Genomic DNA, 24,723 nt, shown 5'->3' with positions numbered 1-24,723 from the left:
CCATGTTCCGATCGATCGCACTTGCCGCGCTGGTCGCGGCCACCCCGGCTGCCGCCCGCGACGTGCCGTTCAATCAGGGCTGGCAGTTCCACCGCGACGGCGCGGCGTTCGATCCCGCACGCGCCGAACCCGTCACCCTGCCGCACACCGCGCGGATCGAACCGCGCATCGTCAACGATCAGTGGCAAGGCGACGCGTGGTACGCCAAGACATTCGACGCGCCCGCCGATTGGCAGGGCCAGACCGTGTTGCTGCGCTTCGAAGCGGCGATGAACGTCGCCGATGTCTGGGTGAACGGCACGAAAGTGACCACGCATCTGGGCGGATTCCTGCCCTTCACGATCGACCTGACCCCGCATCTGACGCTCGGCGCGGCCAATGAAATCCGCGTGAAGCTCGACAATCGAGACAATGCGATCACCGGGCCGAAGCCGCTCGAACAGCTCGATTTCAACACCTATGGCGGGCTGTATCGCGGGGTTCGGCTGATCGTGAAGCCGCCGGTGCACCTGACCGACGAGATGCTTGCAGACCGGGTGGCAGTCGGCGGGCTGTTCGTCACCTATCCTGCTGTGAGCGCCGACGCGGCAACGATCGCGATCGCCGCGGATGTCGCCAATGCCGGGACCGCTGCGGCGCAGGCTAGCGTCACCCACCGGCTCTACGATGGCGAGCGGCTGGTGGCGGAAGCGCGGACAACCACGCCGCTTGCCCCCGGCGCGACCGCGCGCAATGACCAACGGATCGAGCTTGCCAGCCCGCGGCTGTGGTCGCCGCGCAACCCCAATCTCTATCGGCTGGTCACGACCGTCGAGGCGGGCGGCAGCACCGACACCACCGAAACCCGTATCGGCATCCGCACGCTGGCGATCACACGCGAAGGATTTTCGATCAACGGCGAGGCTATGTTCCTTCGCGGGGTGAACCGGCATCAGGAATATCCCTACGTCGGCTATGCGATCTCGCCGCAGGCCGATTACCGCGATGCCAAGGCGATCAAGGAAGCCGGGTTCGATTATGTCCGGCTGTCGCATTATCCCCATTCGCCCGCCTTCATGGCCGCCGCGGACGAACTCGGCCTGGTGCTGATCGACGCGATCCCCGGCTGGCAGTTCGTCAATCCCGACCCTGCGTTCCGCGCACAGGTGATGCGGACTTGCCGCGACATGATCCGCCGCGACCGCAACCATGCCAGCGTCATCGCCTGGGAATGCTCGCTCAACGAAAGCGCGATGCCAAAGGACATGGTCGCCGACTTCCACCGCATCGTGCACGAAGAATATCCAGGCAATCAGGCCTGGTCGGCGGGCTGGCAGAATGACGGCTACGACATCTTCCTCCAGGCGCGCCAGCACCGGATGCAGCATTACGAGACGCCGGATGTCCCCTATGTCGTGTCCGAATATGGCGACTGGGAATATTATGCGCAGAATGCAGGGTTCGCCCAGGATAGCTGGGGCGATTTGAAGGAAGAGGCGCGGACGTCGCGACAGGCGCTCGGCGCGGGCGAGGCCCGACTGCTGCAACAGGCTATCAACGTGCAGGAGGCGCATGACGACAACCTCTCCACCCCCGCCTTTGCCGACGGCTATTGGGCGATGTTCGACTATAATCGCGGCTATGCCGACGACCTCGAACATTCAGGCGTGATGAGCCTGGAACGGCTGCCCAAATTCGCCTGGCACTTCTTTCGTTCGCAACGCTCCGCAAGCGAGCGATCGGACCTGTACGACAGCGGACCGATGGTCGCGATTGCCAGCTATTGGACGGCGACTTCGAACCCGGTCGTGCGCGTGTTCAGCAATGCCGACGAAATCGAATTGCGCCTCAATGGTCGAAGCCTGGGGCGCACGCCGCCGACACGCGACCGGATCGGCAAGCGGCTGGCAAGCCCGCCCTTTCTGTTCAACGTCGGCGGATTCGCGCCGGGCGCGCTGGAGGCGATCGCCTATATCGGGGGCGTCGAGGTCGCGCGCGACCGGGTCGATACGCCCGGAGCCGCCACCGGATATTGCGTTGCGATCGACGATGCCGGGGTGCCGGTCGGGTCGCGCGACCTGGTGTTCCTGCGCGCGCATCTGCGCGATACGGCAGGGCGCCCCGTGCCCACCCATAACGCTCGCTTCGCATTCACGGCCCCCCAGGGATGGGAACTGGTCGGCGACACCAGCGCACAAAGCGAAGGTGGCATCGCATCGGTTCTGATCCGCGCACCCGACAGCCCCAGCGCCCCCTCCAGCTTCGCCGCACGCCCAATCGGCAGCGCATTGACGTCGCTCGGGCCCTGTACCGGATAATCACATCCACCTCCCCATTCTTACTTGTATGATAAATCTGCCCAGTATAAGTATGACAAATAAGCCGGAGTAACCGGTATCGTTCGGGGAGAGAGAACCATGCGCATTTCCAGATTGCTGCTTGCGACCACGATTCTATCGTCATTCGGGGCGATCGACGCCCGAGCGCAGGATACGCAGCCCGCCGCCACCGAAGAGACCCAGGAAGGCGACATCGTCGTCACCGGTTACCGAGAGGCGCTGCGCAAGGCGCTGATCGAAAAGCGCGACGGCGACCGGGTTCAGGAAGTGCTGGCGTCCGAAGATCTGGGCAAATTGCCCGAGGCGAGCATCGCCGAATCGCTCGCCCGTCTCCCCGGCATCACCACCAACCGCGACCGCGGCAACGGCACCCAGATTTCAATCCGCGGGCTTGGCCCCAACCTGGTCAACACGCTGCTCAACGGACGAGAGATCGTCTCGGCAGAGGCAAGCCGCAACATTCGTTACGAGCAGTTTCCGGCCGAGTTGCTGAACGGCGCCTTCATCTTCAAATCGCCAACCGCCGCCCAGGTCGAAGGCGCGATCGCGGGCCAGGTCGATCTGCGCACCGTCAAGCCGCTCGATCGCGGCGGCAACGACCTTGTCGTTAATCTGCGCGGCGGGTTCAGCGACGAGGCCGACAACGTTCAAAACGCCAATCCGTTCGGCTATATCGCCAGCATCAGCTATATCGGCCAATTGTCGGATACGCTGGGCGTGGCGATCGGCTATTCGGGGCGGCGTCAGGCGGTGGCGACGACGCGCACCAACATCTTTCGCTACACCAACAGCTTCGCCGACCTCGACGGCGACGGCCAGGGCAATGACAATATCCCGTTCGGGTTCGAAGCACTGGCACGCGGCGGTGACGATATACGGCACGGCGGGCTCGCCGCGGTTCAGTGGCAGCCGTCCGACAGTCTCGAGATCAATGCCGATTTCCTCTACAGCCACGTCTCGTTCGACGAAACCCAGCGCGGTTTCCGGGTCGAGGGATTGCCGTTCGGCAACGTGCAGAGCGGCATCGTCACCGACAATGGCTATGTCACCGGCGTTACCACCACCGTCTTTCCGGGCAACGAAGGCTTCGGCCAGGTCGTGCGCGGGGTCAACGAACAGTTCTTCTTCAAGGACGATCTTTATGCCGGCGGCCTGAATGCCCGATACACCGCGAACGGCTGGACGATCGCTGCAGACGCCGCCTATTCGACCACGCACCGCGACCAGCAATTCCTGACGCTGCGCACCCAGCCGTTCGGCGCGGTGCCGACCACCAGTTTCCAGTCCTATCGCGGGCGGCGGCCCGATATGTCGATCAACCTCGACCTGACCGATCCCAACATATTCCGCATCGCCGACTTCCAGATTCCCGAAAATGGCGGCGGCGCGCCCATCATCAACGACGAGATGTGGTCGGGGACGCTGGACGTGTCGCGCGAACTGGGCGGCGGTCTGTTCCGCTCGATCGCGGTCGGCGCGCGGTTCACCGACCGGTCGAAGGACTATACCCAGCGCACCCAGTTCGGCTTTATCGACCCCGCAGCACGCACGCCGATCCCCGCCAGCCTGCTCAACGACCCGTTCTATTTCGGCGGCGAATATGCCGGGCTGCCCGGCGTGGGATCGATCCGCATCGACGACGCGGTCGAGCAGTTGTTCGGCCCCATCAACCCGACCACGTCCTTCTTCGACCAGCGGTCGAGCTGGGTCGTGGGGGAAAACACCTATGCGGGCTATGCCCAGTTGAACCTGGATGGGTCGCTGTTCGGGCTACCGGTGACGGGCAATGCGGGGCTTCGCGTCATCCGCACCGAAACCCTGTCGCAAAGCACGCGTATCGACCAGATTGAGCAACCCGATTTCAGCGTGATCGAAATCGCGACGCCAGTTGCGGTACGCAACGAATTCACCGATTGGCTGCCCAACCTGAACCTCAATTTCAAGATTACCGACGAGCTGCAACTCCGCCTGGGTGCCAGCCGTGCGGTGGCGCGTGCACCGCTCGACGATCTCAACGCCGGGTTCGGGGTCTTCACCTTCGGCGCGCCGTCGGCATTCGGCGGCAACCCGTTCCTGGAGCCGTTCCGCGCCAATCAGCTAGACGCCAGCCTCGAATGGTATTTCGATGCCGACAGCGCGCTGACCGTTGCTGGTTTCTATAAGGATCTCGACACCTTCATCGTGCCGCAGGTCACGACGATCTTCGTCCCCGATCCCGCCGGTGGCCCCGATCTGGAGGGCACGTTCCGCCAGCCGGTCAACGGCAATGGCGGCTATATCCGCGGATTCGAAGTGCTGTTCCAGAAAGCGTTCACCTTCCTGCCCTCACCGCTCGACGGGTTCGGCACCTATCTCAACTACAGCTTTACCGACAGCAACATTTCGGTCGATGAAAACGACAATGCGATCGGCTCGATCGCGCTGCCTGGGCTGTCCAAACATGTCTTCAACGCCGTGCTTTACTACAGCAAGGCGGGGTTCGAGAGCCGGGTCGGCTATCGCTACCGCGACAGCTATGCGACCGAGCTGGGCGATACCGATCGTATCCTGTTCACCGCACCCGAAGGCGTGCTCGATTTCCAGATGAGCTACGAATTCCCCGACAACACCCCGGTCGCCGGGCTGCAATTGACGTTCCAGGCCAACAACCTGACCAACGAACCGTTCGAAACCTATTATGGCGACCGCGATCTTCAGGGTCGGTACGAGAAATTCGGGACACGCTACATGCTCGGCATCGGGTTCACGCTGTGATCGGGCGGTTCGTATCGCTGCTGGCGGCCTCCGCGCTCGGCACCGCGGCAATCGCGCAGGACGCGCCGCTCAGCACCAAGAACGGCCTCTATCTGGGGGCGGACCTGTCTTATGTGAACGAAATGGAGGATTGCGGGGCGGTGTTCCGCGATCCCGCGGGCAAGCGCATCGATCCGTTCGACTATATGGCGGCACGCGGCGGCAATATCGTGCGCGTAAGGTTGTGGAACGATGCCAAATGGACGCCCTACAGCGACTATGACGATGTCGTGAAGACGCTGCGCCGCGCCAAGGCGTCGGGCCAGGCGACCTTGCTCGATTTCCATTATTCGGACGATTGGGCGGACGGCGAAAAGCAGCTCGTCCCCGCCGCATGGACAGGCATGACGACCGACCAGCAGGCGGCGGCGCTGCATCAATTCACCTATGACACGCTCATCCGCCTCAACGGCGAAGGGCTGATGCCCGACTGGGTACAGGTCGGGAATGAAACCAACGGCGAATTGATGGCCGGCCCGACCAAGGCGATCAATTGGGATCGCAACGCCATCTTGCTCAACGCCGGTATCCGCGCAGTCCGAGAAGCGGGCAAGGCGACCGGCACCGCGCCCCAGGTGATGCTCCACATCGCCCAGCCGGAAAACGTCCTGCCCTGGTTCGACGATGCGACGGTAGCGGGCGTGGTCGATTACGACCTGATCGGCATCAGCTATTACCGCAAATGGTCGAAATGGACGCCCGCACAGCTGGGCGCGACGATCAAGGCGGCGAAGCAACGCTACAAGGCCGATGTGGTTCTGGTGGAGACCGCTTATCCCTTTTCGCGCGAAGGCGAGGACAGCTCGCCCGACCTGCTCGGCCCCGACACGCTGCTCGCCGACTATCCCGCGACGCCCAAAGGGCAGCTCGCCTATCTGACAGACATGACGCAGTTGGTCGTCGACAATGGCGGCATCGGCGTCGTCTATTGGGAACCGGCCTGGGTTTCCACCGGGTGCAAGACGCGCTGGGGAACAGGTTCCAACTGGGAAAACGCCGCATGGTTCGACTTGGGTCAGCATAAAGCGCTGCCCGCCTTCGACTTTCTGGGGCGGAGCTATACCCCGGCAGAAGCCGCGAGCGCGCCCGCCATTGCGCCCTGACCGTCCAATGCCATCGATCGCGACCTGCGCCATTGCGCGCCGGGGCAACCAATGGTCTTATCGGACGCATGGCGCGCAAGGCGTGATCGCGGAATATTCAACTCGGGGGAAAACTGGACATGGCAACCATATCTGAACCGGTTGCCGAAGACCGGCGCGCGATCAGCCGGAAAGAGCGCAAGGTCATTCTGGCCTCTTCGCTCGGCACCGTGTTCGAATGGTATGATTTCTACCTTTATGGCCTGCTCGCGGTGGTCATCACCCAGCAATTCTTCTCCGGCGTCAACGAGACGACGGGTTTCATCCTGGCGCTGGCCGCTTTCGCCGCCGGGTTCGCGGTGCGCCCGTTCGGCGCGCTATTGTTCGGGCACCTGGGCGATCTGGTTGGGCGCAAATACACGTTCCTGGTGACGATGGGCCTGATGGGCTTTTCGACCTTCTGCGTCGGACTATTGCCAAGCTACGCCTCGATCGGGGTAGCCGCGCCGGTCCTGCTCGTCGTGCTGCGGCTTCTCCAGGGGCTGGCGCTGGGCGGCGAATATGGCGGCGCTGCGACCTATGTCGCCGAACATGCCCCCGAGGGAAAGCGCGGGCTGTTCACCAGCTTCATTCAAACGACCGCGACACTCGGCCTTTTCGCGGCGTTACTGGTCGTCATCGGCGTGCGCCTGGCGGTCGGCGAGGAGGCGTTTGCCGATTGGGGCTGGCGTCTGCCCTTTCTGGTATCGATCGGCCTGCTCGCCGTGTCGCTGTGGATTCGGATGCAATTGGCAGAAAGCCCCGTCTATCAAAAGATGAAGGACGAAGGGAAAACCGCCAAGTCGCCGATCAAGGAAAGTTTTGGCAACTGGCCCAATCTCAAATTGGTGTTGCTTGCACTGTTCGGTGCGGTCGCGGGTCAGGCGGTGGTTTGGTACACCGGCCAGTTCTACGCGCTATTCTTTCTTGAAAAAGTGATGAAGGTCGATGGTGCGACGGTGAATATCCTGGTCGCCATCGCGCTGCTGATCGCAACGCCGTTCTTCGTCATCTTCGGCTGGCTGAGCGACAAGATCGGGCGCAAACCGATTATCCTGACCGGATGCTTGCTTGCCGCGATCACCTATTTTCCGCTGTTCGGCATGCTCTCGAATGCAGCGAACCCGGCGCTTTATGCCGCTACCCAATCCTCGCCTGTGACTGTCACCGCCGATCCGAACGACTGTTCGGTGCAGTTCGACCCGGTCGGGCGCAACAAGTTCGATTCCAAAAGCTGCGACATCGCCAAATCCTATCTGGCAAAGGCCGGCATCAGTTACGAAAATGTCGAGGCGGCACCCGGAACGGTGGCAAGCATCGCCATCGGCCAGACCGTCATTCCGGCGGTCGATCCGAACGCGGTCGGCACCCCCGACCGGGGAGCGGCGATCGCAACGTTTCAGCGCGACGTCACCACAGCACTGGCCGATGCAGGCTACCCCGCCAAGGCCGATCCGAATGCAATCGACAAGCCGATGGTGGTGCTGGTCCTGTTCATCCTCGTTTTCTATGTGACCGCGGTTTATGGGCCGATCGCCGCGATGCTGGTCGAACTGTTTCCGACCAATATCCGATACACGTCGATGTCGCTGCCCTATCATATCGGCAATGGATGGTTCGGCGGGTTCCTGCCGACGACGGCGTTCGCGATCGTGGCGGCGACCGGGAACATCTATTCGGGGCTGTGGTATCCGGTGATCGTCGCGGCGATCACGGTGGTCATCGGCGTGTTTCTGTTGCCGGAAACCTTTCGCCGCAAGATCGACGAGGAATAGGCCTCCTGCGCCAAAGCGCGGCCCAAATGCGACCAATTTAGGGAACCTATTTCCCCCTGATCCGCTGTCGTGGCAGATGAGGGACGCGGCCCGATAAGTCGTTTCGCCCCAGCATCTTAACATGGATTAAGAGGAGGCCTAGATGGGTTACGACCGCTATCCACGCAGCACCGATCCCCGCCGCGATCATTACGGACGTCGCGAGCGCTCGACATATGGCACCGACTATGGGTCGGGTGGCGACTACGGCTATTCGTCGGCACGCGACTATCGCGCCGCCGGTTATGGCCGCGACGACGAAAGCTCGGATCGCAACGATTACGACCGCAACAGCGGGTATCGCGGCGACACACCGGGGCGCGAAAGCTATGGCGCGCGCGATTATTATGGCGGTGCGCGTCGCACGACCAATGATCGCGGCGGAAACTGGCAGGGCAGCCAAGCTCAGGATGGTCAGCGCTTCGCCGATTACGGTCGCAACCGGTCGGCAGGCGATCGTCCGCGTGGCGAGCCGGGTTATGACTATGACGACCGCGGCTTCATCGCACGTGCCGGAGACGAAGTGCGTAGCTGGTTCGGCGACGACCAGGCCGAGCATCGCCGCGAACTCGACCAGCGCTACGATGATCGATACGAAACCGATCCGCATTATTCGTCGTGGCGGCGCGAGCGCATCGGCGAACTCGACCGCGATTACGACGAATATCGGCGGGAGAACTCGCAGAAATTCCGCAACGAATTCGCCAGCTTCCGCACCGAACGCCAGGGTCAGCGCGACAGCCTGAAACAGGCTGCCGAACATATGGAAGTCGTCGGTTCCGACGGCACCCATGTCGGCACCGTCGACAAGGTGCGCGGCGACCGCATCATCCTGACCAAAAGCGACAAGGACGCCGGCGGTCATCACCACTCGATCCCGTCGCGCTGGATTCAAACGGTCGATGACAAGGTGACGATCCGGAAGACCGCGGATGAGGCCAAACGCGAATGGCGCGACGAGGAAAATAATCGCGCGATGTTCGGCGACCGCGACGACGCGGTCGGAACGCACAACCTCAACCGTAGCTTTTCGGGCACTTACTAGGGGTCCATGCGGTGACCGCGTGCATTCGCAGCTGCGCGGGAGTCGATCTGGGGCCGGACGGCGACGTCCGGCCCCTTTTCTGTGTCGCGGCGAAATGGGTTGCGAATTGCAACCGGCTTGGCCATGCTGAGCCCATCCAATCCCAACAGGAGAAAGAAAATGGCTCGCGCCTGGCATTTGATGCGCCGTCCCAACGGCACGCCCGTAGCGGACGATTTCGCGCTGAAGGACATCGCCCTGCCCGCACTGGCCGATGGCCAGGTGCGGATCGCCAATAGCTGGCTGTCGGTCGATCCTTATATGCGCGGCCGCATGAACGACGTGAAAAGCTATGCCGCACCGTTCGGGCTCGACGAGCCGATGACCGGCGGCGCGGTCGGCGACGTGGTCGAAAGCAAGGCGGACGGCATCGCGGTCGGCGACAAGGTGCTGCACATGGCCGGCTGGCGCGACGAAGCCGTTCTCTCGGCGAAAGAAGTCCAGAAACTGCCCGCGCTCGGCCTGCCCGATCAGGCCTTTCTCGGCCAATTCGGCATGCCCGGCATGACCGCTTATTTCGGGCTGCTCCAGGTTGCCGAAGCCAAGGAAGGCGAGACGGTGTTCGTGTCCGCTGCCGCCGGCGCGGTCGGCTCCACCGTTGTCCAGATCGCCAAGGCCAAGGGCATGACCGTCATTGGCTCTGCGGGTGGTGCGAACAAATGCGACTGGGTGCGTTCGCTGGGTGCCGATCACGTCATCGATTACAAGGCCGAAGGATCGCTGGTCCGCGCGCTCTTGGCGGCGGCCCCGCAAGGCATCGACGTCTATTTCGACAATGTCGGCGGCGATCATCTCGACGCGGCATTCGCAACCGCGCGCGAGAACGCCCGGTTCGCGATCTGCGGGATGATCGACATCTACAACGACGGAAAACCGACCAGCCTGCGCTACATCGCCCGCACCATCGCCGCGCGCATCCGCATCCAGGGCTTTCTGGTCAGCGATCACATGTCCAAATCGGCCGACTTCTACCGCGACATGGCTGCTTGGCAGGCAGCGGGCAAATTGCAGCGCGAGGAAACCGTGTTCGACGGGCTGGAATCCGCGCCCGACGCGTTTCTGGGGCTGTTCACCGGCGGCAACAAGGGCAAGATGCTGGTCAAGACGTGATCCACTAACACCCTGTTTACTCCTGCCTTCTACCAAGGAGGCAGGAGTAAGTGTTGACGAATCCCGCCCCTCTCGATTTCGAACGAAGCGAAGCGCGCGACCGCAAGCGGCGCCAGTGGATCGGCTTTGGCGCGCTGGTGCTGCTGGTCGTGATGCTGGCCGCGCTGGTGGCATCGACGATGAACCAGGCGCGCATTCGAAACTCAGCGGAGGCACAGCATGTGCTGACGCAGGACATGCTGCTCGTCTCCAGCAAGCTGCAATTGTCGATCCACGCGGCGGGCCGTGCGGTACGTGGCTATATGATCACCAACGAAGCCCGCAGTCTGCTGCCGTTCGTGCGCGAACGCAATGAAGGCCGCGCGTTGGTCGAAAAGCTCGGCTCGCTTGCAGGGAACAACGCCGATCGCCGTGCCCAGGTCGCCGCCATCGGTATGGAACTCGATTCCATTTATGTGATGGGTGACCGGCTGGTCGAAATGCAGCAGAACGGCGCGCGCGAAGTCGCGATCGAGCGGCTACGGTCGGGCCGTACCGAACAGCGCATGGCATCGATTCTAGGGCGAATCGACGCACTGGCGCAGGCCGAAATCGACGAACAGCGCCTCCACGCCGATGCCGCGTCCGCGGCAGACCGGCGTCAGGAAATACTGACCTATTCGCTGGCCGCGCTCGCGCTCGTCTTCCTCGGGATTGCCGGAATGATCGGTGTCGGCGCAGCGCGCGCGCATGTCCGCGCGGTCGCGCTGTCGGCACGACTGCATTACATGGCGAGCCATGACGAATTGACCGGCCTGCTCAATCGCCGGAGCTTTTTTGCCGCGCTCCAGCGCGAACGCGACCTGTCGGCGCGCACCGGGCGTTCGCTGGCGGTCGCCATCGTTGACATCGATTTGTTCAAACGCATCAACGACAGCCACGGTCACCGTGCCGGCGACATCGTGCTGACGCATGTCGCAACGCTGTTGACCGACACGCTGCGATCGCACGACTTGGTGGGGCGGATCGGCGGAGAGGAATTCGCGGTGCTGATGCCCCACACCGAAATCTCCGCCGCGCGCACCATTTGTGAGCGGTTGCGGCGGATCATCGCACGCTCGACCGTGCCGCTGCCGTCCGGAGTGGAGGCGACGATCACGATCAGCACCGGCATCGCCACGTTCGAAAACGATGAGGATCGCGATTCACTGATGGGCCGGGCCGACCACGCGCTGTACGCCGCAAAATCGGGCGGCCGCAATCAGGTGCGTCTGGCGGCTTAGCCTATCTCAGCCGAAGGTGTTGCACACCGCCGGATCGCCGCCGCTTTCCAGCCCACGCCGCAGCCACGTCATCCGCTGTTCCGACGTACCATGGGTAAAGCTGTCGGGGACCACCGTTCCCTGCGACTGGCGTTGCAGCGTGTCGTCGCCGATCGCATTGGCCGCGGTCATCCCTTCCTCGATATCGCCGGGTTCCAGCCGGTCGCGGTTGCGGGCGGCCCAGACGCCTGCGTAGCAATCAGCCTGGAGTTCGAGTTGCACCGATAGCTGGTTGCCTTCGGTCTGCGACGCCCGCGCCTGAAGCTGGCGAACCTGATCCATCTGGCCGGTCAGATTCTGGACGTGGTGGCCGACTTCATGTGCGATGACATAGGCTTCGGCGAAATCGCCCGCCGCGCCGAACCGCGTTTCCAGTTCGTCGAAGAACGTCGCGTCGAGATAGATGCCGGTGTCGCTGGGGCAGTAGAACGGCCCCATCGCCGATTGCGCCGCGCCGCAGCCCGAATCAGCATTGCGTTGAAAGAAATTGAGACTTGCCGACTGATAGCGCGCGCCCTGTTCCTGAAAGATTTGCGCCCAAGTCGTCTCGGCGAGGGCATGCGCGGCGCAAGCGGTTTGGCGCGCTTCGAGCGAACAGACCTGTTGGGGCGTCTGCCCCGCGGTCTGGCTCTGCTGTACCCCGCTGGTGCCGCCCAGCAACCCACCGCCACCGGACATGAACAGATAGGCGGCCCCGACGATCAGCAGCAGCGCAATCCCGCCGCAACCCATCTTGCGCCCGAACAGCATCGGCAACAGCCCGAGCAACATGCCCGCACCGCCGCCTCCCCCGCCGCCGCCGCTTCCCAGATCGCGGACATTGTCGCTGGGGCCGATATCGTCGAGGCGCATGAGCATCAGACCTTGCTGGTTTCGTTACGCGGTCAGAATGCGCCGCGCGGCCAAGGGTTGCAATCGCGCCGTGTTGATCGACTGGTTGATGCACTGCACCAAAAGGGCCATCTATGCCTCATGGCCGACGTCGAACCGATCCGCGCGCCGCGCAAGCGCAACCGTACGAAGTGCGCCACGCTGCCACTGCCCGATTGCGTGGCGCTGGTGCTGCAAGGCGGCGGTGCGCTCGGCAGCTATCAGGCGGGCGTGATCGAGGCGCTGGAGCAGCACGGGGTCGAGATCGACTGGGTCGCGGGCATTTCGATCGGCGCGGTCAATGCAGCGATCGTAGCGGGCAATCCACCCGAACGCCGGGTCGAGCGGTTACGCGAATTCTGGAGCCTGTCGGCGAGCATCCTGCCCGATCTGCCGCTGCCCGACAGCGACGTGTTTCGCGAATGGGCGCATGAAATGTCCGCCGCGATGGTGTTGGCAACCGGAGTCCCCGGCTTTTTTCGCCCGCGCCTGATGCCGCCGCAATGGGCCGTACCGGGAAGCGACGGGGCGCTCAGCTATTACGACACCGAACCCTTGCGCGAAACGCTCGACCGGCTGGTCGACTGGGATTTGCTCAACAATGGCGACGTGCGGCTGTCGGTCGGTGCGGTGGAGATCGAAAGCGGCAATTTCCGCTATTTCGACACGACGCATGACCGCATCGACGCGCGCCACATCATGGCATCGGGTGCACTGCCACCCGGCCTGCCCCCGGTGGAGATCGACGGCAAGCTCTATTGGGACGGCGGGCTCGTCTCCAACACCCCGCTGATCCACGTCCTCGACCATCAGGATCAGGCGATGCTGGTGTTTCAGTGCGACCTGTTCTCCGCCAAGGCGGAACGTCCGCGCACCCTGTCCGACGTCATGGGTCGGCTCACCGAGATTCGTTATTCCAGCCGCACCCGTCAGGTGACGAGCGAGCGCGTGCAATTGCGCCAGGAACGCGAGGAAATCCGGCGCGTCCTCGCCAAGCTGCCCAAGGCATTGTGCGACGACCCAGACATCCTCGCGCTGCGCCAGCGGGCCGACGAACTACCGGTCAACATCGTCCACCTGATCCACCGCCCGCGCACTTGGGAAGGCGCCAATCGCGACTTCGAATTCTCGCAGCGTACCGTGCGCGAACTCTGGCAGTCGGGCCATGCCGACGTGACCGAGACGATCGCCAATTCTGCCGTGCTCGCCAACAATATCGCCGACGGCAAGACCGCCGCGTTCGATCTGACCCGCAAATGACAAGGACCGCTTCGATGATCCTCAAAGGCAAGACCGCGCTCATCACCGGCTCCACCTCGGGCATCGGCCTCGCTTATGCAAAGGCATTCGCGGCCGAGGGCGCGAACGTGATGATCAACGGCTTCGGCGATGCGGATGCCATCGAGAAGGAACGCGGCGCCCTTGAGGCCACGAGCAGCGGCAAGGCGCTCTACGACCCCGCCGACATGACCAAGCCCGACCAGATCGCGGCGATGGTCCATCGCTGCCACGCCGAACTCGGCGGTCCCGACATTCTGGTCAACAATGCGGGCATCCAGCATGTCGCGTGTATCGAGGAATTTCCGGTCGAGAAATTCGACGCCATCATCGCCATCAACCTTTCCTCCGCCTGGCACGCCATCCGCGCTGCCGTTCCCCACATGAAGGCGGCGGGCTGGGGCCGGATCATCTCAACTGCCTCCGCCCACAGCCTGGTCGCAAGCCCCAACAAATCGGCCTATGTCATGGCCAAGCACGGCATTCTCGGCCTGACCAAGACGATCGCGCTCGAAGTCGCGACGCACGGCATTACCGTCAACGCGATCTCACCGGGCTATGTCTGGACGCCACTCGTCGAAAACCAGATTCCCGACACGATGAAGGCACGCGGGATGACGCGCGAACAGGTGATGGAGGACGTGCTGCTGTCCGCCCAGCCGACCAAGGAATTCGTCTTGCCCGAGCAGGTCGCGGCGATGGCGCTATTCCTGTGCGGCGATGCCGCCAAGGCGATCACCGGCGCGAACATGGTCGTGGATGGAGGCTGGACCGCGGCCTGATCCATTCGCGCTCCTGCGAAAGCAGGAGCGCTGGCCATTTCAGTCGGTGGTCGCGGCCACGGCTATTGCTTTCGCAGGAGCACAGCCTGCCCATTGCCTAATCCCGCGCGCGCGCTAGGCTCACGGGCGGGGATAGGTGAGGGTCGCGCGTAATGATGAAGGCAATGGCGAGTATCGCGGCGATCGCCGCGCTGTGCGGCTGTTCGCAAGCCCAGCGGATTGCCGCCGGACCGACCGCTGCACCCGCCACCGCCGATTGGCGTGCCATGGCCACTCCCGCCGACCGCGCGCGGCTGCGTGGATGGCGCGATGCATGGATGTCGGCGCTCCCCGCCGCGACTGCCGCTGACGCTAACAAGGTCCGCGCTCAGGGGGCATTGTTCAACCCCGATTTCGCGCTTGCCCGATCGATGCCGCCTTCGGGGGATTATCGCTGCCGGGTGTTCAAGCTGGGCGCGAAGCAGACCGGGCTGCTCGACTATGTCGAATACCCCTATTTCGCGTGCCGGATCGACGATGAGGGCGACGTCCGCAGCTTCTACAAACAGACCGGCAGCCAGCGCCCGGTGGGACTGCTATTCGCAGATGGCGATGCGCGCGCGATCTTCCTGGGCACGCTACTGCTCGGCGACGAGCGCGCGCCGCTGCAATATGGCCAGGACGCGCAGCGCGACATGATCGGCTATGTCCAGCGCGTCGGGGACGAACGCTGGCGACTGGTGCTGCCGAGCCCGGCATTCGAATCGCAACTGGATGTGATCGAGTTGATTCCCGCCTAAATTCCTCCCCCATCGGGGGAGGGGGACCATGCGAAGCATGGTGGAGGGGGAGTGCCACTGGCGTTGCGCTTCGTCGCACGCCCCCTCCGTCAGCACTTCGTGCTGCCACCTCCCCCGATGGGAAGGATTTACTTTGCACCCTTCCCGCGCGACACTTCCCCCGAACAAAGGGGACCATCATGAAACTCGCCGCTCTTTCGCTCGCCTCCGCGCTTGCACTGTCGCTAGCAGCACCCGCCAGCGCCGATCCCGTCCGCGACGCGGTGACCAAGGCGATGCCGCAACTGATGGACCATTACCGCGATTTCCACGCCAACCCCGAACTCTCTGGCAAGGAAGTGAAGACCGCCGCCAAACTCGCCGCCGCTGCGCGCAAAGCGGGCTTCAAGGTCACCGAGAAAGTCGGTGGCACCGGCGTCGTCGCGGTGATGGAGAACGGCCCCGGCCCGGTCGTGCTGATCCGCGCGGACATGGACGGGTTGCCGGTCACCGAGGCGACGGGTCTGCCCTTTGCGTCCAAAGTCCGCGCGACCACGCCCGAAGGCGTCGAGACCGGCGTCATGCACGCCTGCGGCCACGATACGCACATGGCGAGCTGGATCGGCACGCTCAACAATCTGGCGGCGATGAAGGACCAATGGTCGGGGACGGTGGTGATGATCGCCCAGCCTGCCGAGGAAATCGGCCAGGGCGCGCGCGACATGCTGGCCGACGGGCTCTACACGCGCTTCCCCAAACCCGCGCACGCGCTGGCCTTTCATGACAGCGCCGGGCTGCCTGCGGGTGTGATCGGCCTGCGGTCGGGCTATGTGCTCGCGAACGTCGATTCGGTTGATATTAACGTCAAGGGTGTCGGTGGCCACGGTGCCTATCCGCACACCACCAAAGACCCGATCGTGCTTGGCGCACGGATCGTCGGGTCGCTCCAGACGCTGGTTTCGCGCGAACTCGATCCGCAAGACCCCGCCGTCGTGACGGTTGGGTCGTTCCAGGCAGGATCGAAGCACAACATCATCGGCGACGACGCAAAGCTGCTGCTGACGGTGCGCAGCTATTCGGAGGAGACCCGCAAGAAATTGCTCGACGGCATCGCCCGCATCGCGCGCGGCGAAGCGATCGCGGCGGGCATTCCCGACGACCGGATGCCGGTGGTCGAAGTGAAGGACGAATTCACGCCGGCCACCTTCAACACCGACCCCCAGACCGAACGTTTTCGCACGCTGTGGACCAGCCGCTTTGGCGCGGAACGCATACTCGAAGTACCGGCCGTGATGGGCGGCGAGGATTTCGGGCGCTATTATCTGGAAGACAAATCGATCCAGTCGACCATTTTCTGGGTCGGCGGCGTACTGCAGTCGCAATGGGACGAAGCCCAGGCGGGCAAGCGTTCGCTGCCGTCGCTGCATAATGCGGGTTGGGCACCGGACGCGGAAAAAGTGATTTCCACGGCGACCGAAGCGATGACCTCGGCGGCGCTGGATTTGCTCAAGAAGGGGTAGTCCTCAACCCCCGTCACCCCGGCCGAAGTGCCGGGGTCCACCTGGCGGCGAACTCTGCCGTAAGAGGCTCTGACTTCATGCAGGCGGCGAAGTGGACCCCGGCACTTTGGCCGGGGTGACGATGGGGGTCATGCCCTCAAACAATGCACCTAACGCGCCGGAGCGAGTGCCCCTGCCGCACCTGGAGCCGGCGCCACAGCCAGCGGCGGCAGCCCCGCCAGATACTCGCGCGCATCCTGTTCGATCACCGCCACCCGCCCGACATTCATCGCCGCGATCGACTGGGTGAAGCTGCGCGGCTTTTTCATCAGCTTCTTTTCCTCGACGACCTGCAACCCCGCCCGACGCATTGCCTCCGCAATGAAATGCACGCAATTGCGGCGGTTGAGGTTGTAATCGCCATCGCCCATTTTATCGTCCCACTCGCGGACCAGCGCGAGCAGCGCATTGTATTGCGCGTCCGTCACCACTGCTGAAAAATGCGCATTCGATTTGCGGACATAGCCGGGCGTCGGCCGGTCGATCCGCCCCGCGACCGTGCCCCACAGGATCGCTGGCGAAATCGCCTTGGCGGTGAAGCCATAATAGGCATCGACCGGCGCGCCGCCTGCCTGCGGCGTCCCGCGCAGTTGAAAAAAGGCGTGCGGGAAATTCTCTCCGAATTCCTGCGACCAGAAGGTGACGGTCACTTGAGCGCTGGCAGGAAGGGATGCCAACAGGCCGCTGGCAAGCAGCAGCGACAGGCAGAAACGGCGGACGATACGCGACAGGTCGGTCATGGGCGGGCAGGATACGCAAAAGGGGCCGGAGCGCAACGCCCCGGCCCCGATTGGCAGGACATGACACCCCAAGCGTCAGGCGTCCTGCTGGCGTCCCTCTTCGCGCGCCTTTTCGGCCGCCTCGTCATAGCCCGAAGAGGGCGCAGGCTTCTGGTTATGCACCGGCTGCGTGCCCGATGGCGGGTCCGACGCATCCATCGATTCGTCGAGCGCCCGGTCCAGCCGCGCCTGCTTGCTTTCGGGATTCTTTTCCAGCCGCTCCGAAATCGATTCGTCCGATCCCGCGTCGCCGCTGCCCTTGGTCGTCTTGTCTTCATTCTGAGTGGTCATGATGATCCCTCCTAAATTTCGTAAAGCCCAACGAACCACATTGCGCTCCCGTTCCGAACGCTGCGGTCGGTGGACACGAAAAAGGGCTCGGCGGTGTCCCGCCGAGCCCCAATCGATCCGGGGGTCGTTACGCCCCCGACGTATATCGCACGCCTTATTCGCGGCTGCCCAGGAACGACAGCAGGAACTGGAACATGTTGACGAAGTCGAGATAGAGCGACAGCGCGCCCATGATCACGACCTTGCCCATCATGTCGGTGCCCGCAACCTGATCGTACATCAGCTTGATGCGCTGCGTATCATAGGCGGTAAGCCCTGCGAACAGCAGCACGCCGATCGCGCTGATCACCAGGCTCATCGTGCCCGACTGGAACCACAGGTTCAGCAAGCTTGCGACGATCAGACCGACCAGACCCATGATCAGGAAGGTGCCGAACGCCTGCAAGTTGCGCTTGGTGGTGTAGCCATAGATCGACAGCGACAGGAACGCCGCGGCCGTCGCGAAGAAGGTGATCGCGATCGACGATCCGGTATAAACCAGGAAGATCGTCGACATCGACAGGCCCATTACGCCCGCAAACGCCCAGAAGGTGAGTTGCGCCGCGCCCGTCGACAGGCGATTGATGCCGAAGCTCAACACCAGGATGAACGCCAGCGGTGCCAGCATGATCGCGTATTTCAGGATGCCCGGCGACCCGAACACCGCAGCCGCGGGCGATTCGGTGCCGCCCCACGAAAACAGCAACGCGACGATGCCGGTCAGCAGCACGCCCGATGCCATATAGTTGTAAACCGAAAGCATGTAGGACCGCAGCCCCGCGTCGTACGCGGCGGTGCGCGCACCAGCGCCCGTCGTCGCATAAGGCGCGGCGGTCGCCCGGGGATCAGACCAGTTAGCCATTGAAAACTCCTTTGCCCGGCCAATTCGTCGACCGGATGTAACTGAATATCGTTGGATCGCGGCGATTTTTCAAGCGAAACCGGTTCGCAACCGGGCGTGGCAAGGGCTAAGCATATCGCCATGCACCGCCTGTTCGTCGGCATCCGCCCGCCCGCGGCCATTCGCGCGGCTTTGATCGCTACCATGTCGGGGGTCGAGGGTGCGCGCTGGCAGGACGACGATCAGCTCCACATTACGTTGCGCTATATCGGCGAAGTTGAGCGCCCGGTGGCCGAGGATGTGGCGGCGATGCTGGGTCAGGTGCGCGGGCCGTCGTTCGATCTGGCGTTGCAGGGCGTCGGCCTATTCGATCGCGGCAGCCGCCGTCCGACCGCGTTATGGGCAGGCGTACGGCCGCACGATGCGATACGCGACCTCCACCACAAGATCGACCGCGCGGTGGTGCGCGCCGGGCTGGAACCCGAACGCCGCGCCTACCTTCCCCACATCACCCTCGCCCGGATCGGCGGCGGGGGCGCGGTGGTCGACCCCTGGCTCGCGGTCCATGCGGGGCTGGCCAGCGAGATGTTCACGGTCAGCCATTTCCTGCTGTTCGAAAGTCATTTGGGGCGCGAAGGCGCGCGGTATGAGGCCATCGCGCGATATGCGCTGGATTGATGCGCAAACATCGCTCCAACCCACCCGCCACCCCGGCCGCAGTGCCGGGGTCCACCAAGCCGCTTTCGCAATGACGAGTTTCTTCCCGATGCGCTTGCCGCCCGGTGAACCCCGGCACTGCGGCCGGGGTGACGAATAGGAGAGGAGGAGAACAACGCCATCATCGGGGATGACAAACACCCCCGGCATACATAGATTTACCCTATGACCGGCGCGTCGCTCCTTGCCCTGCTGATGCGGATGATCGCGGCATTGATGCTTGCGACGATCGGCGTGCATGCCGCCGCCCCGGCATCGCAGCCGCTGGAACGGGGGCACGGATCGGCATTCAGCGCGTCCACCTACAACGTCTCGCTCAAAAGTGATCGTGAGAGCGCCGCGGTCGAGCGACTTTCGATCGAGCCTGTTGGCGACGGAATCCCGACCATCGAGCCGCGCTTCGTCCCCACCATCGACGCGGATCGCCCCCTGCGCGCCAACCGATCCCGCGCACCGCCCACTACCCCGCGCCTGACGCGCCCGTCGCCCAGAGGCCCGCCGACCATCCGCACCTGATCGCCGCCCTCGCCGTCACCGGCGGGGCCGTTTCGCTCCGGTTCCGGATCACCTTATGTCCCCTGCCCTTCGCCCGGCCCGCGTCCCTTCGAACGAAGGTCGCGTCTGATGCCGCATCACACTCCGCTGATCGGCACCATCGTCGCCGGGCTCGTCATCGCCTTCTTCATGGGGGCGCTCGCGCATCGCCTGCGCATTTCGCCGATCGCGGGCTATCTGCTCGCAGGCGTGATGGTCGGCCCCTTCACGCCGGGTTTCGTCGCGGATGCCAATCTGGCGGGCGAACTCGCGGAAATCGGCGTCATCCTGCTGATGTTCGGGGTTGGGCTGCATTTTTCGCTCAAGGACCTGTTGTCGGTCAAGAATATCGCGCTGCCCGGCGCAGTGCTTCAGATCGCGGTGGCGACCGGCATGGGTGCGGGGCTGGGCTGGATGATGGGCTGGACCCTGCTCGCCAGCATCATCTTCGGTCTCGCGCTCTCGGTTGCATCGACCGTCGTCTTGCTGCGTGCGCTTCAGGCGCGCGATCTGGTCCAGACCGAACGCGGGCGGATCGCGGTCGGTTGGCTGATTGTCGAGGATCTGGCCATGGTCCTCGCCCTCGTCCTGTTGCCCGCCATCGTCACCATCCAGAACAATCCCGACGGGTCGGGCGGCGCGGATATCCTGCGTTCCGCGGGCGCGATCGCGCTGAAGGTCACCGGATTCTTCGTGCTGATGCTGGTGTTTGCGCGCCGCATCCTACCCTCCGCGCTGCACTGGGTCGTCCACACCGGATCGCGCGAGTTGTTCCGGCTTGCGGTGCTGGCGATCGCACTTGGCGTCGCGTTCGGCGCAGCGTTCGTGTTCGACGTGTCGTTCGCACTGGGCGCGTTCTTTGCCGGCATGATCCTTGGCGAAACCCAGCTCAGCCGGCGCGCGGCGGAGGAAACCCTGCCGCTTCGCGACGCCTTTGCAGTGCTGTTCTTCGTGTCGGTGGGCATGTTGTTCGACCCCAGCGTGCTGATCGAACAACCCCTGCCGTTGCTCGCCACCGTCGCGATCATCGTCATCGGCAAATCGATCGCCGCCTTCGCGCTGGTCCGCGCCTTCGGCCACCCGACCCAGACCGCGCTGACCGTGTCCGCCAGCCTGGCGCAGATCGGCGAGTTCTCCTTCATCCTGGCCGGGCTGGGCGTGGCTCTGGGCGCTCTTCCGGCAGAAGCGCGCGACCTGATCCTCGCGGGCGCGATCCTGTCGATCCTCGCCAACCCGTTCCTGTTTACGCTGGTCGTCAAGCGCGGACGGTCGATCGCCAAGGTCGTCGGCGGGCAATTGCCCGAAACCCCGCCCCCGCCACCGTCGCGGACCATCCTGATCGGCTATGGTCGGGTCGGCCAGTTGATCGCGACGCGGGTGCGCGACCGCGGCGAAGCCCTGTTGATCGTCGAGGATCAGGCCGACATCGCCCGATTGGCGCAGGAAGCCGGGTTTGCGGTGGTGATGGGCGATGCGACCAGCGCTGCAGTGCTCGAACAGGCGCAGATCGGCACCGCATCCACGCTGTTGATCGCCATCCCCGAAGGGATCGAAGGTGGCGCGATCGCCGCCCGCGCCCGTAGTATGAACGACAATCTCCGGATCATCGCCCGTGCGCATTCGGACGAAGAGGTCGCCAATCTCGAGCGGCGCGGTGCCGATCTGGTGGTGATGGGTGAGCGTGAGACCGCGCTCAAAATGGCTGCGCTGGCCGCTGAAAAGGTCGCAACGGCGGTGCCGCAATGACGCGCCGCGCAAGCGAGCCGCCGCCAGGCTGGTTTCGGGTCGCAATTGCGACGGGGATGGCGGTGATGGTAGGTCTGGGTGTGGCGTTGACGGGACATTGAAGCCCGGATCGCATCAGGCACGCATTGGGCGATGCCTACGAAAAACCGCCACCGCTTGACCCCGCCCGCGCCCCGCCGCAAGGGCGGATCATGCGCTTCTTCTCCGACAATGCCGCCCCCGTCTGTCCCCAGGTGATGGAGGCGATTGCTGCCGCCAACAGCCTCGACACCGCTTATGACGGCGACGCATGGAGCGCGAAGCTCGATGCCGCCATGTCGGGCGTGTTCGGAACCAAATGTACGGCGCTGTGGATACCCACCGGCACCGCAGCGAACGCCATCGCGCTCGCCTCGCTCTGCCCGCCTTATGGCGGCATCGTCTGCCACCGCGACGCACATATCGAATGTGACGAAGCGGGGGCGCCCGAATTCTACACCCACGGCGCCAAGCTGATGACCGTCGAGGGCGAGGGCGCGAAGCTGACGGTCGAGGGCATCGACGCGGTTCTGTCGGGCATCCGCAAGGACGTCCACCGCGTCCAGCCGCACGCGATTTCGATCACCAACGCGACCGAAGACGGGCTGGTCTATACCCCTGACGAAGTGCGCGCGATCGGCGACTACGCGCACAAGCGCGACCTGGGCCTGCACATGGACGGCGCGCGGTTTGCCAATGCGGTCGCGACGCTCGGTTGCGATCCCGGCGACGTGACGTGGCGCGCGGGCGTCGATGTGCTGAGCTTCGGCTTCGTCAAAAACGGCGGAATGAGCGCGGAGGCGATCGTCTATTTCCGCAACGACCTGGCCGAAGCCGCCAGAGTGCGCCGCAAGCGCGGCGGGCACCTGCTCTCCAAGGGGCGCTATCTCGCTGCGCAAATCCTGGCGATGCTCGAGGGCGATCTGTGGCTCGACAATGCGCGGCGCGCCAATGCCGCCGCCCAGTCGCTAGCCAGCGCTGCCGAGGCGCGTCTGCTCCACCCGGTTCAGGCCAATGAATTGTTCGTCAGGCTCAGCGCGGAAGAAGCACAGACCCTGCGCGATGCCGGCTTCGATTTCTACGATTGGGGGCCTGACCTCGCGCGCTTCGTCATTAGCTGGGATCAGGACGAAGCGGCGGTGAAGCCGCTTGCCGACGCCATCGCCGCGCTGTGACGACGGCCACGGCACCGGGCGAAAAGCCGCAATCGACGCGGCTGACCGTCCTGTTGCCGTTCGCGATCGTCACCCTGATCTGGGGATCGACCTGGATCGTCATCCGCGACCAGTTGGGCATCGTCCCGCCGAGCTGGTCGGTCTCTTACCGCTTTGCCATTGCCGGGATCGCGATGATCGCCTGGGCGCTGATCCGCCGAGATTCATTGAAGTTGGACGCGCGCGGATGGATGTTCGCCTGTGGGCTGGCGCTCGCGCAATTCTGCCTCAACTTCAACTTCGTCTACCGCGCCGAACTCTACATCACCTCGGGCCTGGTCGCGGTGATATTCGCGATATTGCTGGTCCCCAACGCGATCTTGGCGCGTGTCTTTCTCGGCCAGCGCATGGGCAAACAATTGCTCGTCGGATCGGTGATCGCGGTCGCAGGCATCGCGCTGCTGTTCGTCCATGAAGCCCGCGAAGGCACCGCTTCCACCGTCGCGGTTCTGACCGGAATCGGCATCACCCTGCTCGGCGTCCTATCGGCTTCCACCGCCAATATCATGCAGGGGACCGAGACCTCCAAACGCTATCCGATGGCGTCGATGCTGGGCATCTCCATGCTGCTCGGCACGCTCGGCAACGCGCTCTGGGCATGGGCGACCGTGGGTCCGCCGGTGATCGAGATGCGGCTGGGCTATATCGCCGGGCTGCTTTATCTCGGCATCGCCGCCTCAGCGGTCGCCTTCTTTCTCTATTTCAACGTCATCCGCGTCATCGGCCCGGCCAAGGCAGCCTATTCGGGCGTGATCGTCCCCGTCATCGCGATGCTCTTTTCGACCGTGTTCGAAGGCTATCGCTGGTCGCCGCTGGCGCTGGGCGGCGGGGTGCTGGCGATGATCGGGCTGGTGATCGCGCTCAGGGCACGCAGGCCCAACCGGTAATCGGGATAGGCTGGACGCCAACCCAGCACCCGCTTCGCCTTGCCATTCGCCACGCGCCGGTTCTCTGCATAGAAAGCACGCGCGGCGGGCGAAACCGACGGATGATCGAGCGGGATCAGCGGTGGTGGGTCCAGCCCCAACAGCCGCGCGGCATAGGCGATCACATCGGATTGCGGCGCGGGTTCGTCGTCGGACAGGTTATACGCGCCGGGCGGGCCATCCCATCCGGCAATCACCCCGTCCGCGAGATCATCGACATGAATGCGGCTGAATATCTGGCCCGACACGTCCACGCGGTGGGCCTGCCCCGTGGCCACGCGGTCTAGCGGCGAGCGGCCGGGGCCATAAATCCCGGGCAGCCGGAACACCCGCGCGCCCAGTGCCAGCCACGCAGCGTCCGCCTCCACCCGCGCCACGCGTCTGCCGCCGCCGGTGGCTGCGCTCTCATCCACCCACGCGCCGCCGGTGTCGCCGTAAACCCCGGTCGAGGACAGATAGGCAAGGTTGAGCCCGCCGAGCAGGTCGCCATAGGTCGCGCGCACCGAATCGCGGTCGCCCTCGGGCGGCACGCTCGACAAGACATGGCTCGCCGCCGCCAGCGCCCGCGCGACCCCCTCGCGATCATCGAAGCGCAGCGTGCCGTCCCGTCCGTCGCGCGTTGTCGCCCCCGCCAGCACCGCGCGCGCACCGAGCCGCTGGACGATATTTCGCGCCGAATATCCCATACCGAAAACGACTAGTCGCATGGGAGGACGCTTAAGCCGATCCGTCGCCGGTCCGTCAATCTGGCGTTCATGTTCGCGAGCCCAATCGGCGGGTCCCCCAAGCGTCGTGTATATGACGCTGCAACCGGGGCTCGCCGCCAATGT

General features: G+C 64.2%; 21 protein-coding genes. 16 read left to right on the top strand and 5 right to left on the bottom strand.

Going from position 1 to position 24,723, the window contains the following annotated elements; all coding sequences use genetic code 11:
* Nucleotides 1-2: 2 nt before the first annotated feature.
* The 7 genes from ENHY17A_RS05585 to ENHY17A_RS05555 all read left to right on the top strand — a co-directional run bounded on the left by ENHY17A_RS05585 (nt 3) and on the right by ENHY17A_RS05555 (nt 11,502).
* Complete coding sequence (locus ENHY17A_RS05585; protein WP_159710838.1) at nt 3-2,297, top strand: glycoside hydrolase family 2 protein; 2,295 nt, start codon at nt 3-5, stop codon at nt 2,295-2,297.
* 99 nt (nt 2,298-2,396) lie between these two features.
* A complete protein-coding gene (locus ENHY17A_RS05580; RefSeq protein ID WP_159710836.1) occupies nt 2,397-5,072 on the top strand; it encodes a TonB-dependent receptor in 2,676 nt (891 codons plus the stop codon).
* The gene (locus tag ENHY17A_RS05575) at nt 5,069-6,214 is read left to right on the top strand and encodes a glycoside hydrolase family 53 protein (protein ID WP_159710834.1); all 1,146 of its coding nucleotides are present in this window, start codon (nt 5,069-5,071) and stop codon (nt 6,212-6,214) included. Before ENHY17A_RS05580 ends, ENHY17A_RS05575 begins: the two co-directional genes overlap by 4 nt.
* Nucleotides 6,215-6,333: 119 nt before the next feature.
* Nucleotides 6,334-8,007 (top strand): MFS transporter, encoded by a 1,674-nt coding sequence (locus tag ENHY17A_RS05570; protein WP_159710832.1) that lies wholly within the window; start codon nt 6,334-6,336, stop codon nt 8,005-8,007.
* Nucleotides 8,008-8,149: 142 nt separating this feature from the next.
* Nucleotides 8,150-9,091: a DUF2171 domain-containing protein gene (locus tag ENHY17A_RS05565; RefSeq protein WP_159710830.1), complete on the top strand. Its 942-nt coding sequence runs from the start codon at nt 8,150-8,152 to the stop codon at nt 9,089-9,091.
* Between the two features lie 159 nt (nt 9,092-9,250).
* A complete protein-coding gene (locus ENHY17A_RS05560) occupies nt 9,251-10,240 on the top strand; it encodes an NADP-dependent oxidoreductase (protein ID WP_159710828.1) in 990 nt (329 codons plus the stop codon).
* Nucleotides 10,241-10,293: 53 nt separating this feature from the next.
* On the top strand, nt 10,294-11,502 hold the full coding sequence (locus ENHY17A_RS05555; RefSeq protein WP_159710826.1) for a GGDEF domain-containing protein: 1,209 nt from the start codon (nt 10,294-10,296) through the stop codon (nt 11,500-11,502).
* A gap of 6 nt (nt 11,503-11,508) precedes the next feature.
* Here ENHY17A_RS05555 and ypfJ read toward each other — a convergent pair whose 3' ends face one another.
* Entirely contained in the window at nt 11,509-12,393 is an 885-nt protein-coding gene (gene ypfJ, locus ENHY17A_RS05550) for a KPN_02809 family neutral zinc metallopeptidase (protein WP_159714185.1), read from the bottom strand.
* 120 nt (nt 12,394-12,513) lie between these two features.
* Here ypfJ and ENHY17A_RS05545 point away from each other — a divergent pair, with 120 nt between their 5' ends.
* From ENHY17A_RS05545 to ENHY17A_RS05530, 4 genes are all read left to right on the top strand, one after another.
* Entirely contained in the window at nt 12,514-13,671 is a 1,158-nt protein-coding gene (locus tag ENHY17A_RS05545; RefSeq protein WP_159710824.1) for a patatin-like phospholipase family protein, read from the top strand.
* 14 nt (nt 13,672-13,685) lie between these two features.
* The gene (locus ENHY17A_RS05540) at nt 13,686-14,471 is read left to right on the top strand and encodes a 3-hydroxybutyrate dehydrogenase (protein ID WP_159710822.1); all 786 of its coding nucleotides are present in this window, start codon (nt 13,686-13,688) and stop codon (nt 14,469-14,471) included.
* Between the two features lie 152 nt (nt 14,472-14,623).
* On the top strand, nt 14,624-15,250 hold the full coding sequence (locus tag ENHY17A_RS05535; protein ID WP_236547764.1) for a DUF4893 domain-containing protein: 627 nt from the start codon (nt 14,624-14,626) through the stop codon (nt 15,248-15,250).
* Nucleotides 15,251-15,429: 179 nt separating this feature from the next.
* The gene (locus ENHY17A_RS05530) at nt 15,430-16,749 is read left to right on the top strand and encodes an amidohydrolase (protein WP_159710820.1); all 1,320 of its coding nucleotides are present in this window, start codon (nt 15,430-15,432) and stop codon (nt 16,747-16,749) included.
* Nucleotides 16,750-16,898: 149 nt separating this feature from the next.
* Here the strand turns inward: ENHY17A_RS05530 and ENHY17A_RS05525 are convergent, their stop codons facing one another.
* From ENHY17A_RS05525 to ENHY17A_RS05515, 3 genes are all read right to left on the bottom strand, one after another.
* Nucleotides 16,899-17,528, bottom strand: coding sequence for a hypothetical protein (locus ENHY17A_RS05525; RefSeq protein ID WP_201296343.1), 630 nt, complete (start codon nt 17,526-17,528; stop codon nt 16,899-16,901).
* A gap of 75 nt (nt 17,529-17,603) precedes the next feature.
* Nucleotides 17,604-17,858, bottom strand: coding sequence for a hypothetical protein (locus ENHY17A_RS05520; protein ID WP_201296342.1), 255 nt, complete (start codon nt 17,856-17,858; stop codon nt 17,604-17,606).
* Nucleotides 17,859-18,012: 154 nt separating this feature from the next.
* Nucleotides 18,013-18,759, bottom strand: coding sequence for a Bax inhibitor-1/YccA family protein (locus ENHY17A_RS05515; protein ID WP_159710818.1), 747 nt, complete (start codon nt 18,757-18,759; stop codon nt 18,013-18,015).
* 120 nt (nt 18,760-18,879) lie between these two features.
* Between ENHY17A_RS05515 and thpR the strand changes: the two genes are divergently transcribed.
* From thpR to ENHY17A_RS05490, 5 genes are all read left to right on the top strand, one after another.
* Complete coding sequence (gene thpR, locus ENHY17A_RS05510) at nt 18,880-19,416, top strand: RNA 2',3'-cyclic phosphodiesterase (protein ID WP_159710816.1); 537 nt, start codon at nt 18,880-18,882, stop codon at nt 19,414-19,416.
* Between the two features lie 204 nt (nt 19,417-19,620).
* Nucleotides 19,621-19,971 carry a hypothetical protein gene (locus ENHY17A_RS05505; RefSeq protein WP_159710814.1) on the top strand — a complete coding sequence of 117 codons (351 nt, stop codon included), beginning with the start codon at nt 19,621-19,623 and terminating at the stop codon, nt 19,969-19,971.
* A gap of 108 nt (nt 19,972-20,079) precedes the next feature.
* Nucleotides 20,080-21,735: a YbaL family putative K(+) efflux transporter gene (ybaL, locus tag ENHY17A_RS05500; protein ID WP_159710812.1), complete on the top strand. Its 1,656-nt coding sequence runs from the start codon at nt 20,080-20,082 to the stop codon at nt 21,733-21,735.
* 191 nt (nt 21,736-21,926) lie between these two features.
* The gene (locus ENHY17A_RS05495) at nt 21,927-22,928 is read left to right on the top strand and encodes a threonine aldolase family protein (protein WP_159710810.1); all 1,002 of its coding nucleotides are present in this window, start codon (nt 21,927-21,929) and stop codon (nt 22,926-22,928) included.
* Nucleotides 22,925-23,854 (top strand): DMT family transporter, encoded by a 930-nt coding sequence (locus ENHY17A_RS05490; RefSeq protein ID WP_159710808.1) that lies wholly within the window; start codon nt 22,925-22,927, stop codon nt 23,852-23,854. Before ENHY17A_RS05495 ends, ENHY17A_RS05490 begins: the two co-directional genes overlap by 4 nt.
* On the opposite strand, the gene ENHY17A_RS05485 is transcribed toward ENHY17A_RS05490, so the two are convergent.
* Nucleotides 23,764-24,600, bottom strand: a complete 837-nt coding sequence (locus tag ENHY17A_RS05485; RefSeq protein WP_159710806.1) for an NAD(P)-dependent oxidoreductase — start codon at nt 24,598-24,600, stop codon at nt 23,764-23,766. The genes ENHY17A_RS05490 and ENHY17A_RS05485 overlap by 91 nt on opposite strands.
* Between the last annotated feature and the right edge of the window lie 123 nt (nt 24,601-24,723).

The sequence above is a fragment of the Sphingomonas sp. AX6 genome (assembly GCF_902506605.1).
Classification (GTDB): Bacteria; Pseudomonadota; Alphaproteobacteria; order Sphingomonadales; family Sphingomonadaceae; genus Sphingomonas.
The sequence above is the reverse complement of the archived record's forward strand: the minus strand, read 5'-3'. Positions and strand labels throughout refer to the sequence as shown.